This window comes from Mesorhizobium sp. P160219 (assembly GCF_057786095.1).
This window is the reverse complement of record NZ_JBYNWG010000001.1, coordinates 5,523,485-5,536,149: the sequence shown is the minus strand read 5'-3', so window position 1 is coordinate 5,536,149 and position 12,665 is coordinate 5,523,485. Positions and strand designations below refer to the sequence as shown.

Annotated in this window: 15 protein-coding genes; 5 read left to right on the top strand and 10 right to left on the bottom strand. The window is 61.2% G+C overall.

Annotation, left to right across the window (positions count from 1 at the left end; genetic code table 11):
- Window positions 1-41 precede the first annotated feature (41 nt).
- Both AC3EMP_RS26820 and AC3EMP_RS26815 read left to right on the top strand, forming a co-directional pair.
- Window positions 42-1,367 (top strand): ATP-binding response regulator, encoded by a 1,326-nt coding sequence (locus AC3EMP_RS26820; protein ID WP_460223105.1) that lies wholly within the window; start codon window positions 42-44, stop codon window positions 1,365-1,367.
- 6 nt (window positions 1,368-1,373) lie between these two features.
- Window positions 1,374-2,078, top strand: coding sequence for an ATP-binding protein (locus AC3EMP_RS26815; protein WP_488494695.1), 705 nt, complete (start codon window positions 1,374-1,376; stop codon window positions 2,076-2,078).
- Between the two features lie 118 nt (window positions 2,079-2,196).
- Here the strand turns inward: AC3EMP_RS26815 and AC3EMP_RS26810 are convergent, their stop codons facing one another.
- Genes AC3EMP_RS26810 through AC3EMP_RS26800 form a run of 3 tightly spaced genes read right to left on the bottom strand, consistent with a single transcriptional unit; the run spans window position 2,197 to window position 3,138 of the window.
- Entirely contained in the window at window positions 2,197-2,625 is a 429-nt protein-coding gene (locus tag AC3EMP_RS26810) for a GFA family protein (protein WP_084026208.1), read from the bottom strand.
- On the bottom strand, window positions 2,618-2,794 hold the full coding sequence (locus AC3EMP_RS26805; RefSeq protein WP_023668086.1) for a PCC domain-containing protein: 177 nt from the start codon (window positions 2,792-2,794) through the stop codon (window positions 2,618-2,620). The genes AC3EMP_RS26810 and AC3EMP_RS26805 overlap by 8 nt, the downstream gene beginning before the upstream one ends.
- Before the next feature lie 26 nt (window positions 2,795-2,820).
- Entirely contained in the window at window positions 2,821-3,138 is a 318-nt protein-coding gene (locus AC3EMP_RS26800; RefSeq protein ID WP_023668087.1) for a hypothetical protein, read from the bottom strand.
- A gap of 55 nt (window positions 3,139-3,193) precedes the next feature.
- Between AC3EMP_RS26800 and AC3EMP_RS26795 the strand changes: the two genes are divergently transcribed.
- Entirely contained in the window at window positions 3,194-3,403 is a 210-nt protein-coding gene (locus AC3EMP_RS26795; protein ID WP_156933213.1) for a hypothetical protein, read from the top strand.
- Here the strand turns inward: AC3EMP_RS26795 and AC3EMP_RS26790 are convergent.
- The 4 genes from AC3EMP_RS26790 to AC3EMP_RS26775 all read right to left on the bottom strand — a co-directional run bounded on the left by AC3EMP_RS26790 (window position 3,397) and on the right by AC3EMP_RS26775 (window position 7,822).
- A complete protein-coding gene (locus AC3EMP_RS26790; RefSeq protein ID WP_023736044.1) occupies window positions 3,397-4,368 on the bottom strand; it encodes an SDR family oxidoreductase in 972 nt (323 codons plus the stop codon). The genes AC3EMP_RS26795 and AC3EMP_RS26790 overlap by 7 nt on opposite strands.
- Before the next feature lie 183 nt (window positions 4,369-4,551).
- The gene (locus AC3EMP_RS26785; protein WP_023702102.1) at window positions 4,552-5,193 is read right to left on the bottom strand and encodes a hypothetical protein; all 642 of its coding nucleotides are present in this window, start codon (window positions 5,191-5,193) and stop codon (window positions 4,552-4,554) included.
- A 456-nt stretch (window positions 5,194-5,649) separates the two neighbouring features.
- Entirely contained in the window at window positions 5,650-6,630 is a 981-nt protein-coding gene (gene ftsZ, locus AC3EMP_RS26780; RefSeq protein WP_023702103.1) for a cell division protein FtsZ, read from the bottom strand.
- A 322-nt stretch (window positions 6,631-6,952) separates the two neighbouring features.
- Window positions 6,953-7,822: a LysR family transcriptional regulator gene (locus tag AC3EMP_RS26775; RefSeq protein WP_352710807.1), complete on the bottom strand. Its 870-nt coding sequence runs from the start codon at window positions 7,820-7,822 to the stop codon at window positions 6,953-6,955.
- A gap of 235 nt (window positions 7,823-8,057) precedes the next feature.
- Here AC3EMP_RS26775 and AC3EMP_RS26770 point away from each other — a divergent pair, with 235 nt between their 5' ends.
- Window positions 8,058-8,213 (top strand): YjiS-like domain-containing protein, encoded by a 156-nt coding sequence (locus AC3EMP_RS26770; protein WP_023681184.1) that lies wholly within the window; start codon window positions 8,058-8,060, stop codon window positions 8,211-8,213.
- Window positions 8,214-8,354: 141 nt separating this feature from the next.
- Entirely contained in the window at window positions 8,355-9,452 is a 1,098-nt protein-coding gene (locus AC3EMP_RS26765; protein WP_023725480.1) for a DUF930 domain-containing protein, read from the top strand.
- Window positions 9,453-9,525: 73 nt separating this feature from the next.
- Here AC3EMP_RS26765 and AC3EMP_RS26760 read toward each other — a convergent pair whose 3' ends face one another.
- The 3 genes from AC3EMP_RS26760 to AC3EMP_RS26750 are packed head-to-tail and all read right to left on the bottom strand — an operon-like array spanning window position 9,526 to window position 12,586.
- Entirely contained in the window at window positions 9,526-10,269 is a 744-nt protein-coding gene (locus tag AC3EMP_RS26760; RefSeq protein WP_023696299.1) for a ribonuclease activity regulator RraA, read from the bottom strand.
- Between the two features lie 23 nt (window positions 10,270-10,292).
- Window positions 10,293-11,456, bottom strand: a complete 1,164-nt coding sequence (locus AC3EMP_RS26755) for a mandelate racemase/muconate lactonizing enzyme family protein (protein ID WP_023754437.1) — start codon at window positions 11,454-11,456, stop codon at window positions 10,293-10,295.
- A gap of 32 nt (window positions 11,457-11,488) precedes the next feature.
- Window positions 11,489-12,586: an ABC transporter ATP-binding protein gene (locus AC3EMP_RS26750; protein ID WP_023681188.1), complete on the bottom strand. Its 1,098-nt coding sequence runs from the start codon at window positions 12,584-12,586 to the stop codon at window positions 11,489-11,491.
- Between the last annotated feature and the right edge of the window lie 79 nt (window positions 12,587-12,665).

Below are 12,665 nucleotides of genomic sequence, written 5' to 3'. Positions count from 1 at the left end.
CGATGCAAAAGCTGGCAAGAAACAGGGTAAGGAAACTTGAGGTGGCAGCTCTTGCCGAAGGGCCGGCAAGAGCCCGCATCCTGGCGGTGGACGACGATGAGCGCAATCTGCTGGCGATCAGCGAAGTGCTCGCGACTATCGGAGAGGTCATCTGCGCCCAATCGGGCGAAGAGGCTCTGCGCTTTCTGCTGAAAGAGGAGTTCGCCGTCATTCTCCTGGATGTCCTCATGCCAGGGTTGGACGGGTATGAAACGGCCGCACTTATCCGCCAGCGCGAGCAATCCAAGCGCACCCCAATCATCTTCTTGACCGCCATCAACAAGGAGGATGCGCATATGCTGCGCGGCTATGATGCCGGCGCGGTCGACTATGTGTTCAAGCCATTCGATCCGATCATGCTGCGTTCGAAAGTCGCGGTTTTCGTCGAACTCCACGAGAAGACGCTCGAGATCCAGCGCAAGGCGGAGGTCGAGCAGGGACTATTGGCGCAGGCGTTGCAGGCGCACAAGGACAAGCTTCAGGCCGAACGCGCGCTGCGCAGCGCCGAGCAACGGCAGGACGCCATCCTGAATTCGTTGCCGGTCTGCTTTCATGCTCGGGCAGCCGAGCCGCCCTTTGCGGCGCGCTTTGTTACGGAGGGCGTCGAGCGCTTGACCGGCTTTGCGCCTGAATACCTGACATCGGATCCAGAGTTCGGTCTCAGCCGCGTTCATCCGGACGACCTGCCGCGATTGAGGGAAGCGCTGCTGGCGGCAAAAACCACCGGCTCCTATACGTGCGAGTTCCGCTGGCAATGCGCCAATGGCGAGTATCGCATTTTTCTCGACCAGGGGGTGATGTCGGACGGCTCAGATGGCCGTGAACCGGAAATCATCGGCACATTGCTTGACATCACCGAGCGGCGCGGTCTTGAGGATCAGCTGCTTCAATCCCAGCGCATCGACGCTATCGGCAAGCTAACCGGCGGCCTGGCGCATGATTTCAACAACCTGCTCGCCGCAATTCTCAGTGGGTTAGGGCTGCTTGAACGCCGGGCCACGTTGGATGATCAGGCGCAACAGGTACTCGACCTGACGCGGCGTTCTGCAAAACAAGGCGCTGACCTTGTGGCGCGAATGCTGGCATTCTCGCGGCGCCAGACCCTGAAGCCGGAAGCGGTGCGCCTTGCTGCGCTGGGCGACACGATGAATGGATTGGTGGCGCCCGTACTGGGGGGGTTGATCCGTTTCGACTGGCAGATCGATGACACGATCTGGCCGGTGCATGTCGATGCAGGCCAACTTGAATTGGCCCTGATGAATCTGGTTTTCAACGCGCGTGACGCCATGCCCTCTGGCGGGACAATAACCGTGCATGCGCAGAATTGATCGATCGTGACGCAAACAGAGGATATTCCGCCGGGCGACTATGTCCTGATCGCCGTCAAGGACACCGGATCCGGCATACCACCCGATCTTGTCGCCAAGGTCGTCGAACCGTTCTTCACCACCAAGCCGGTCGGTAAGGGAACGGGCCTCGGTCTCAGCACGGTCTACGGCTTCATGAAGCAGTCAGGTGGGACACTTCGCATAGAAAGCGTCGTCAACCGCGGAACTACCATGCAACTCTGGCTGCCACGTTCGACCGAACAGCCGGTGGATCCTGCGGTGGAACCCGACATTGAACGAGCGTTCGCCGATGCCGGAATGGAGCACCCATCAATCCTCCTGATCGACGACAGCCATGTTTTGCGGCAATTGACCGCCGAGTCCCTTCGCCAGCGCGGTTTCGAGGTGACCTGCGCGGGAGGAGGGGCGGAGGCGCTGGCCATGATGGAGCGCACTCCCGACAAGTTCGACGTCATTATCACCGACTTCGCCATGCCACTCGTATCCGGCGTCGACGTAATCCGCTTCGCGCGCAATTTGCGCTCGGACTGGCCAGCGGTCATGATCACGGGCTATGCCGATGCCCGGGAGATTGCCGATCGGCCAGCCGACGTGCCCTTGCTCGGCAAGCCCTTCCGCGACGAGGATCTGTTCGAAGCGATTTTCTTCGCGATAGAGAATGCGGCCCCCCAAAGGATCAAAACCGGCTAGCGCTTAGGGATTGTCGACGGTCTGGCGACGTCGGCAGGCCGGGCAGATCGAGACCGCACTTTCGGGGCACGGCGACAAGGGCCGCATTCCTGATCGGCAATCTGGGTCGTTCGCGGCGCTACCAGCGCTCCTCGGTGTCGCGGTCCGGTAGGTCTATTCCGCAGCACACCCAACCAAGGCGCTGCGCTGAACCGTAGTTGTACCGAGGCTCCCGGTGAGCCGGATCATCGAAAGTACCGACGTGCAGCGCGATCTCGGTTGGCGATGCGTCGTAGCAAAGGCTGAGCGGCGACCCGCATTCTGGGCAGAAGCCTCTTTGCGCAATCGGCGAAGACCTTCGATATGTTGGCTTTCCGGAATTCCAGGTCAGGCTTTGGCAGGGCATCCAGGCAAGAACTGCAAACGCGCTGCCGGTCGCTCGTCTGCACATATCGCAGTGGCAGTAGTGAATCCTCGGTTCGATCCCGACGCTGAATCGGATCCTGCCACAGAGACATCCGCCATGGATGGCCAAGGAACCGGGCAGGCGCTTGCCAACCTCACGCATCAAGATCGATCAAGGCGGCGCCGAACGCTCCGATCGCAGTCAAAGAGGCACTGCCGAGGTTTTGGTCGGTTGCGAAGGCTGTCAGCGCGGCGAAGGCTTCTTCGCCGAGGTCGAGCACCACGACGAAAATTCTTTGCCCGCTGACCTGATTAGCGAGCTTGGGTTTCATGGCGTTCCGAATCTGTTGCGGAGCAGTTAATGGGCATGGTGCTCGGCATTCCGCTTGCGGGTTGCCGCTGCCTTCTTTGCCGATTCCGATCGGCTTGCGGCTGACCGTGAAGCCGATGCCTTGCCGCCGCTTTTCCCACCCTTGTGGGCCGCGGGGTGTCCGGTGTGTTTACCACGACCCGAGCCGCCTTCTTTCTTGCCGCCGCCATCGTCCTTGTTGACGGTCGCCCATGCCCGGCGCTCGGATTCCTTCTCGGAAACACCGCGCTTTTCATAGCCTTCGGCAATGTGGTCGGCTTTGCGTTCCTGTTTGTCGCTGTATTTCGATTTGTCGCCTCGTGGCATGGTCGTTCTCCCGGCTCAATGATGTTTGAACGGGATGCCGGCGGGAGAGTTCCAAGTGGAAATTCAGAAAACTGAAACGCGGGCGAGGATTTCGACCAACACGGGCCGTGGCGGGTGCCGTGAAGCGGCGGCGCACGGCACCGATCACGCTTTTCTTGAAGCGATCGAGCGCGGCAAGCGTCTCCCTGGAGACGACGTCGTCGCGTGCCAGCGCGCCGTCTACTCGGTAGCCAACGCAATGAAATACGTTCCGCGACCTCAGTAGCCACCGACCACCGGCAGGATCTCTCCCGTGATGTAACTCGAGCAATGCGACGAGGCGAGGAACACGTAAGCCGGGGCAAGTTCTTCCGGTTGCGCTGGCCGTTTCATCGGCGTATCCGCGCCGAATTTCGAGACGTCGTCGGCTTCCTTGTCCGAAGGGTTGAGCGGCGTCCACACCGGACCTGGCGCGACCGCGTTTACCCGGATGCCCTTGCCGACCAGATTGCCCGAAAGCGCTCGCGTGAAGGCATGAATGCCGCCCTTGGTCATCGAATAGTCAACCAGTTGCTTGGAACCGTCGATGCCGGTCACCGAACCGGTATTGATGATCGCGGAGCCCGGCTCCATGTGCGGCACGCTCTCCTGCGCCATATGAAAATAGCCGTAAAGATTGGTCTTCAGCGTCGTGTCGAAATGTTCCTCGGTCAGGTCGTTGAAGTCACTGGAATGGATTTGGAAAGCGGCGTTGTTGACCAGCACGTCGATCCTGCCGAATTTTTCGACCGTCAGCGCCACGGCGTTGCGGCAATGCTCGCGTTCACTGACATCGGCTTTTATCAGTATGCAACGCCGGCCTTCCTTTTCGACGGCGTTTTTGGTCGCTTCGGCGTCCCTGTCTTCACTCAAGTATACGATCGCAATGTCGGCGCCCTCGCGGGCGAACAAGACTGCCACCGAACGGCCGATGCCGGAATCACCACCCGTGATAAGCGCTACCTTGTCGTCGAGTTTTTTCGATCCGAGGTAGTAAGGCGCATCGTAGAGCGGAGCGGGCTCGATCGCCCATTCATGCCCCGGTTTGGGTTGATGCTGCTCGGGAAAAGGCGGCTCGGGATATTTGCGGGCGCCGGCTTGCATCGCTTGTTGCATTTTGCCATTGCTCTTCGTCTCGTCTTTGGCGTCGATACCACGCTGGATATGGCGTTGCTTGGCGGCTTCAGCTGAAGTCTGCGACTTAGTCTGCATGGCTTTCTCCTGTGCTCGGAGAACGAACAACGCATGCCGGGCAAAAAAGTTTGCGCAAATATCTCGATCCCGAAAGGGCTCGCCATTGCGAACAGCCTGCGAGGAGCGTGGAGCATTGGTCGTCAATGAGACCGGAATTGCCATGCCGGTGGCGTTCAGACAAACACCACATTCGTTACCCGCTCAAAGCACGCTCTTTTCAGAACCATAGGGTTTGGCAATGCGGACCATGCCTTTCGTCCGAAGGCGCTGGTATAAATAGAAAATCGTCATCAAGCCGATTGCTGTTCCGGCACCAAGACACAGCGCGAGCAATAGTTCTGCACCGACACGAAACGCAAGCAGAGTAACGCCGGCCGCAGCGACGATGGCATTTATGAATGCGATCATAGTCGCTGCAGTGGTCAGGTACGCCAGGAGAGGCCCAGTACGAAGAGAAGGTTCGGCGTCATTTTCGGGCCAGCGACCGAATTCCTTGGAAAACTGGAAGGCAGCCTCGTCGCCCAAAGTTCGATAGTAGGCTCTGATCCGGGCAATGCCGATATGGGCCTGCATGTTCTCAGCGGCGATGTCGACCAACCTCAAGACGGTAAAGGCACCCAGTAAAAAGACCGATGGCAGCACAACCGCGACAAACGGCAGGAAGAACTCGGAGGACTGCGTAACAAAGCCCGTTGCCACCAGAGCGCTCGACAGAGACATAATGTAGATGGTCGTTCGCGACGCCATTTCACTTATGGACGTGCTGATCGCTGTCTGCTGCACGAAATGCTCTGTCGTCAGGGCCGCGAGAAACGAAGCATCGGGTGTCGGCGTGTCAGCCATGGAGTATGCTCCTGTCGGGTCGACCTGAGTTTTTCCTTCGATATAGCGCTTGCGAGGCTGGCCGCCACTGGATGCTCCCGACGTCTGACCCATGCCGGTTTTATTGTGCCATATCCAGCGAGCCCGCATCACCGATCAGAAAGGGCCGATCATGTGGTCAGCAGACGCTGGCCATATCGCAGGCGAAATGTCTGCCGCGGTCAATCTGTATGGCCTCCTGTTGGGGATCCGGGTCGAAGCGCATTCGCAGCGCGGTTGCAGTTGGGAGCGGTTCCGCGGCGGCGCTGATGCGAGTGCGCGCATTCGTGGCAGCGGCCTCGAAACGAATTCGGTCCCTAGGCCGGCAACGCAAATTCACCGGCAAGTTCAATGGTGCGGGCTTGCGGGCCGACTTTTCGGTGGCGAAGCCCATGACCACGGTCCACCAGACTCATAAATCAGCAGCCCGGATCCTGCCTACTGCGGTATCTCCAGGCCCTGCCGCAATCCTGTCGCGACGACTGAGACCCTGAATTTTCCGGCGAGTGCCCGGTCGAATATGGCGCCGACGATGATGTCGGCGTCGGCGTCGACCTCCTCGCGGATGCGGGTGGCGGCCTCATCGACTTCGAACAGCGTCATGTCCATGCCGCCCGAGATCGAGACCAGGACGCCCTTGGCGCCGATCATCGAGGCTTCGTCGAGAAGCGGGTTTGCTATCGCCGCTTCGGCGGCCTTCCTGGCGCGGTCCTCGCCCGTGGCTTCCCCGGTACCCATCATTGCGCGGCCCATGTCGCGCATCACCGACTTCACGTCGGCGAAGTCGAGATTGATCAGCCCCTCCTTGACGATGAGATCGGTTATGCAGCCGACGCCGGAATAAAGGACGCGATCAGCCATGGCGAAGGCGTCCGCGAAAGTCGTCTTTGCGTCGGCGATCCTGAAGAGGTTCTGGTTCGGAATAACGATCACGGTATCGGCGCATTCGCGAAGCTGCTCGATGCCCTCTTCGGCGGCTTGCATGCGGCGCTTCCCTTCGAAGGTGAACGGCTTGGTGACGACCGCCACCGTCAGGATGCCGGCTGCCCGTGCAGCGTTCGCTATGACGGGCGCGGCACCGGTTCCAGTTCCGCCTCCCATGCCGGCGGTCACGAAGCACATATGGGTTCCCGCTAGGTGGTCCCTGATCTCGTCGATCGATTCCTCGGCTGCCGCGCGGCCGACCGCCGGCAGCGACCCGGCGCCCAGGCCTTCCGTGACATGGGCACCCAGCTGGATCAGCCGCGATGCTTTCGACATGGTCAGTGCCTGGGCATCGGTGTTGGCGACGATGAACTCCGCACCCTGCAGATTTTCGGCAATCATGTTGTTGACCGCGTTGCCGCCGCCACCGCCGACACCAATAACGGTTATCTTCGGCCGCATTTCCGAGATGACGGGCCTTGCCGCGGTGCTCATCGTCTTGTCTCCTTGGAATTGATCGACAAAAAAGTTCCCGGAACGCGCCGCTTGAACACGCCAGGTGCAAGAATCACGTTCTATCGCCTTGGCACAGGGAATCAGAGGGTGAACTTTGCGGCAAGACAAGATGTGGGACTTGTACCATATGCGCCTGAATGAGCCGACCTTTTGAACGGGTCTCCAGTTCAATCTTCCGGAATTGGCTCGGATTCTGGCCAGCGAAAATCCACAATCTCCGGGATCCAACCCCTCCAAGCTTCACGCGCCCGCCTCACGCGCGAGGACCTTGAGAATGTGGCGGCCGATCGACGCCTGAGGCTTAGCGGATCGGCATCTTGCCGCGAAACAACGGCTGATGGGCCCGCATCAGAGCGGCAATCCGGTCGGCAATCTTTCGTACCGGCGGGGAGTGGCGTTCCTCATGGTGGGTGACGATCCACTGGTCGGTTTCGAGTTCTGGGATAGGATGAGCGACGCGAACCAGCCGCGGATCGCTGTCACCGACGAAGCACGGAAAGATCGAAAGGCCGGCGCCTGCGGCCACCAATTCGCGCACTGAATGGTTGTTGTTGCCGCGCACGGCGATGCGATCGCCGTGATGGGCTTGCAGCCAGCGCGCCGAGGCAATGTTTGCTCCTTCGCCGGTGACGCCGACGAACAAGCCGGCGGCGATGCCGTTGATCAGGTGGCGTCCGGAATAGATGGCATACGCGACCTTGCCGCTCTGACGGCCGGCCAGCCACTGTTCGGTCGGGCGCTCGCTGCGGATGCCGATATCGGCTGCGCGGCGACCGATGTCGACCCGGTCGGTGGTGGTGACGAGTTCCACCCTGATGCCGTCATCGACCGTCCAGATTTCGCCGATATGGGCCGAAACGAAGGCGGAGGTCCATGGCCCGGCCGAGACGCGGACAATGCGGTCGGGCAGGTTTCCCTCGCGCCAGCGGGTCAGCGACTGCATTGCTGCTTCGACGTCTTCGGCGCGCCGCAGCAGTTCTTCACCGACCGGGGTTAGTCGGTAGCCGGTCTGCTGCCGTACGAACAGCGCTTCGCCGATCTGCTTTTCGAGCGCGGTGACGCGTCGTCCGAGTGTGGCTGCGCTGAGGCGCGTGGTTGCCGTCGCCGCGCTCAGGCCACCCAGCCGCGCAACGTCGAGAAACAACCTCAGATCGTCCCAGCCAATATCCATTTTGCAGAAATGAAAAACTCCTTGCGACCGTGGCTGTAGCGCGAAGCGGACATCACGCGCAAGTATGCAGCCGTTGGAGGTGCTGGAAATTCCTGCCCTGGTGGGACAATGACAGGCACCTCGGTTGGCCAGGAAGTCAGCGCAATCCGTTCGATCGTGCATACGCTTTGCGCGATTGCTTTGCGTTTTCGACCAATCCAAGAGCGTGGGTATCCCGCTCGCCAAGGAGACGATCATGTTGCATGAACTTCGACACCGTTTCGCCCGCTGGCTTGCCTATCGCCAGACGCTTGCGAGCTTGAGGCGGCTTCCAGACAGCATATTGGCGGATGCGGGCCTTTCTCGCGAAGAGCTCCGCGAGCGTGCCCGCGACGCCAGCCTGCGTCGCTGAGATTGGAGGCGGGCATGCAGAGAATGGAGCCGGCGGCGAGAAGCAATCAGGCGTCGTCTCCTCACTGCTGAGCTGCGGCTGAATGCGCCAATACGGTTGCCACGCTTGATGCCGCCGCAGTTTCGCTCCACATCGTGAGGGATGAAGACCGAGAAATCCGAGCGGCGTCGGACTTTGCTGTGGGCCTTGCCCGCATCGCTGGTCCTGCATGCGCTCATCACCGCGTTCCTGGTCTATGGCCTGCCCGTGCCTGCCCAGCAGCCGCAGGAGGAGCAAGCGGTGAACGTCGCGCTCGTGCCGCCGCCCGAACAGCCAAAACCGAAACCCGCTCCCGCGCCGCCGCCACCGCCACCCGGAAATCCTTCGGAGCAGAAGGTTGAAAAGCAGGCACCGGAAAAGCTGCCGCCAATCGAGGTCCTGAGGCCTGTTTTTCAGTTCGGCGACAAAGACACTGGCCCCAAAAAGTCCTTGGATGGAGGCAGCGCTCAAGACAATGCGCCATCGCCGCCCAAGGATAACGAGCCACAGTCGGCTGTCGCGCCAAAGAATGCGGAGAGTAAACCCGCCTCAGCGCCAGACGCCGGAGAGCCGGCAGAGTCAGCCAAGATTAATGAGAAGCCGGAAGCGGACAAACAGGAGGCTGCGACCCCACCCGCTGACAAAGAGGCATCCGCGGCCGCAATGCCTTTGGCTGCCCATGGGGACGACGGTGAGATCGAGCTTCCCGCGTCGGCTCAGGCGCCTCGGACCAGACCCGAAAACGTGCCGAAACGCCGCCCCGCAAAGGCTACGAAGTCAGGACGCGGAATCACCGAAGAGCCAAACTCCATCGACGTGGCCTCGGCTACACCGCGGCCATATTCGGGCCTTCCGGGCGTTCGCAAACTCTTTTCGCAAGGCGCTACCGGTGATGTGTTCGCAACGAACTCGATGGCCGACGTGCCTCGCGATCAACGGGCCGCCAGACTTTGCGCCAGCGTTCTTGAGCAAGAGTTGAACGACGCCTCTTATTCTCCCCAACTGATCCCAAGCATTCCGCTCAAGGCCGGCAATGTTCTTGACGCCCCAGACACCGCTTTCCGCACGGCAACGACATGGTACCATCTGAGCTTTCGGTGCGGTATCGACATCAATGCGACGCGGGTCACGTCGTTCGCCTTCCGTGTCGGAGCCGCCGCCTCGCCAGACGAAAGCGCCTTTCTTGATCGGGACGTTCGTCGGCGGCGCGGTCCCGGCTGAGACGGCTCCCCAGTAGTCTGCCGGGGGGCACATCGAATTTCACCGCACATATGGATCGTCTTGAATGCCTGCGTCAATCCGCCGGACGACTGGCTTTGCGCCACTCCTCATATTCGCCGCGGGCATCGTCATGCAGCGGATAGTAGCGCTGCAGCGGTGCGCCCTGCATCAGCTTCTCTCGCGAGAACTCTTCCCAATCGTGATGCTTCTGGGATTCCTCGATCACCTTTGCGGCCATTGCGACGGGAAGCACAACCGCCCCGTCGTCGTCCGCCACTATGATGTCGCCCGGGATCACCGTGACACCGCCGCAGGCGATCGGAACGTTGACGGCGTTCGGATAGATGCTGGTTTGCACATGGTAGTTGGGCGTCCAGCCGCGCAGCCATAGGGGCAGATCGAGCTTCTCGACATTGGGCCGGTCGCGCATGCAGCCGTCGATGACGATGCCCGCGCCGCCTCTGCCCTTGAAATAGGTCGACATCATATCGCCGAAGACGCCCGAGCTCATGTCACCGCGCGCGTCGACGACGACCACATCGCCTTCCTGCGCGTGATAGAGCACGTGCCGGTGCAGTTGCGTTTCCGGGTCGGCGTATTCTCCCTCGCTGAAGAGGTCCGGCCGCTGCGGCAGGAACTGCAGCGTCAGCGCCGGCCCGACGATCGACTTCCCATGGTTCTGCGCCACCGGACCGACCATGTGAGGATTGCGGAAACCCATATGGCCAAGCGTGCCGGCGACCGTCGCGGCGCCGATTTCCCTCAGGGCGTCAATGAGGTCTTTGGGCGGTCGCGTGATGTCAGGGATATGCGTCATCGTGGACTCCGGTTGAGATGGAACTACCAGTTCGTAACAGACCCGTCCCGGCGCCTGAGGTGAGGCGCTTCCCAGAAACGAAAAGCCTCCGCCTGGACCGCCGCTTCGTTGACCTCGACGCCGAGGCCCGGCAGGTCGCTGACCGGATAGTCGGGACCGTCGAGCCGTGGCTGCACGGGGAAGAAGTCGGAATTGTCGAAGCCCAGCTTCGTCTCGGGTTCCCTGGTCTCGAGCCACGCGAAGTTGGGTACCGCGGCGGCGAGATGTAGGGTCGCGGCCGTGCACACCGGACCAAGCGGATTGTGCGGCATCAGGTCGACATAGTGCGCCTCGCTCCAGCCGGCGACTTTCATCGCCTCGGTGAGCCCGCCGACATTGCAGACATCGAGACGGTTGAACTGATGGATGCCGCGCTCGATGTAGGGCAGGAACTGCCACTTGCTGGCAAATTCCTCGCCGATGGCAAAGGGAATGTCGGTCATCCTGCGCAGGGATTCGTAGGCTTCAGGTGTCTCGTCGCGGATCGGCTCCTCGAGAAAATCAAGCACGCCGCGGCCGAGCTTGTTGCAGAAGCTCGCCGCCTCTGCCACCGACAGCCGATGATGATAGTCGATGCCGAGAACGACGTCGTCGCCAAGCGCCTCGCGCGCCTTGTTCAGCATGCTCGCGGTAGCGCCGATCGACTCGCGGGGTTCGAAGATGTCCCTGCTGCTTTGCCCTGCGGGGAAGAAGCGGATCGCCTGCCACCCCCGTGCGCGCAGCTCCCGGGCTCGTTCGATGGCGAGGTCGCCCTCGGCCTCGTCTCCGGTCGAGGCGAAGGTGGGGATGCGGTCGCGCTGCTTGCCGCCCAGCAGTTCGTAGACCGGCACCCCCAGCGCCTTGCCCTTGATGTCGTGAAGGGCGATGTCGATGGCGGAGATAGCCGCCTGCAGAACGCGCCCGCCTTCGAAGTACTGGCTGCGATAGGCCTCCTGCCAGATTCGCCCGATCTGCATCGGGTCACGGCCGATGAGAAACTCGCGAAAATGCTCGACCGCGCCGGCAACGGCCTTTTCGCGCCCGCTCAAGCCGCTCTCGCCCCAGCCGAAGACGCCCTGGTCGGTCTCGATCTTGACGAGCATCTGATTACGCGTTCCAACCCATACAGGATAGGGTTTGATCGCGGTGATCTTAAGCTTTTCAGTCATCCCCAACGTTCCCAATGAACCCCCGTCTTGTCTCAGCCGGCCTTGAGGGCCAGTTCAGTTTCGCCATCGAACAGATGCAGCCGCTCCTGGTCGAACTCGAGCCAGATCTGCTCGTCAGGTGCGACGGCGATGTTGGGGGACACGCTGATGTTGACGATGGCGCCTGACAGCAACGCCTGCACGAAGGTGACGTCTCCGGTCGGCTCCACTGTATAGGCCCTGGCCGGGACGCTGCCTGGCACCGCGCTCTTGTGGAGCCTGATGGTCGAGTGACGTGCGCCGAGCACGACTTTCCTCGACGTTGCCCCCGCAACCTTCCGGGCGTTGAGCGGCGAGAGCTCAAGGCTCCAGCCCTCCGCGCCGGTCAACGCAGTGTTGCCGTTTGCTGTCGATGCCTCCAGTGGAACAAGGCTCATCGCCGGGCTGCCGATGAAGCTGGCGACGAACATGTTCACCGGATGGGCAAAGACCTGCGCCGGAGAATCGTATTGCAACAGGTAGCCGCCGTTCATCACCGCCATCTTGTCGGCCATGGTCACGGCTTCGAGCTGGTCGTGCGTGACATAGATGATGGTCGCCTTGAGATCCTGGTGGAAGCGCTTGATCTCCGAGCGCATCTGGACGCGCAGTTTGGCGTCGAGGTTGGAGAGCGGCTCGTCCATAAGGAAAACGGCAGGGTCGCGGACGAGGGCGCGCCCCAAGGCGACACGTTGCTGCTGCCCGCCTGAAAGTTCGCGCGGCTTGCGCTCGAGCAGGTGCGTCATGTCGAGCACGCGCGCCGCTTCCTTGACCTTCCTGTCGATCTCGTCCCTGGGCAGCTTGCGCATCTGCAGCGGGAACGCCAGGTTCTTGTAGACCGATTTCTGCGGGTAGAGCGCGTAGTTCTGGAACACCATCGCGATGTCCCGGTCCTTGGGGTCGAGGTCGTTGACCACGCGGTCGCCGATGACGATGTCGCCCGATGTGACCGGGATCAATCCCGCGACAAGATTGAGCGTGGTTGTCTTGCCGCAGCCCGAAGGGCCGACGAGCGCAACGAACTCGCCGTCATTGACCGTCAGCGAAACGTCGTTGACAGCTTTGAAGCCGCCATAGGTCTTGACGAGATCTCTCAGGTCCACGTGGGCCATCGGCAACTCCCTACGGCATGATGCCGAAAAGTGTGAAGCGGTTTTCGGACGACATCATGCTCTATCTCTTTGATTTAGA

What these genes read in the sequence shown, in the direction of transcription:
- AC3EMP_RS26770 (WP_023681184.1), top strand. Translation starts at nt 8,058, where the DNA reads ATGTTGCATGAACTTCGACACCGTTTCGCCCGCTGGCTTGCCTATCGC.
- AC3EMP_RS26800 (WP_023668087.1), bottom strand. Translation starts at nt 3,138, where the DNA reads ATGCCACGAGGCGACAAATCGAAATACAGCGACAAACAGGAACGCAAA.
- ftsZ (WP_023702103.1), bottom strand. Translation starts at nt 6,630, where the DNA reads ATGAGCACCGCGGCAAGGCCCGTCATCTCGGAAATGCGGCCGAAGATA.
- AC3EMP_RS26810 (WP_084026208.1), bottom strand. Translation starts at nt 2,625, where the DNA reads ATGCGTGAGGTTGGCAAGCGCCTGCCCGGTTCCTTGGCCATCCATGGC.
- AC3EMP_RS26775 (WP_352710807.1), bottom strand. Translation starts at nt 7,822, where the DNA reads ATGGATATTGGCTGGGACGATCTGAGGTTGTTTCTCGACGTTGCGCGG.
- AC3EMP_RS26790 (WP_023736044.1), bottom strand. Translation starts at nt 4,368, where the DNA reads ATGCAGACTAAGTCGCAGACTTCAGCTGAAGCCGCCAAGCAACGCCAT.
- AC3EMP_RS26755 (WP_023754437.1), bottom strand. Translation starts at nt 11,456, where the DNA reads ATGACTGAAAAGCTTAAGATCACCGCGATCAAACCCTATCCTGTATGG.
- AC3EMP_RS26785 (WP_023702102.1), bottom strand. Translation starts at nt 5,193, where the DNA reads ATGGCTGACACGCCGACACCCGATGCTTCGTTTCTCGCGGCCCTGACG.
- AC3EMP_RS26765 (WP_023725480.1), top strand. Translation starts at nt 8,355, where the DNA reads ATGAAGACCGAGAAATCCGAGCGGCGTCGGACTTTGCTGTGGGCCTTG.
- AC3EMP_RS26750 (WP_023681188.1), bottom strand. Translation starts at nt 12,586, where the DNA reads ATGGCCCACGTGGACCTGAGAGATCTCGTCAAGACCTATGGCGGCTTC.
- AC3EMP_RS26805 (WP_023668086.1), bottom strand. Translation starts at nt 2,794, where the DNA reads ATGAAACCCAAGCTCGCTAATCAGGTCAGCGGGCAAAGAATTTTCGTC.
- AC3EMP_RS26760 (WP_023696299.1), bottom strand. Translation starts at nt 10,269, where the DNA reads ATGACGCATATCCCTGACATCACGCGACCGCCCAAAGACCTCATTGAC.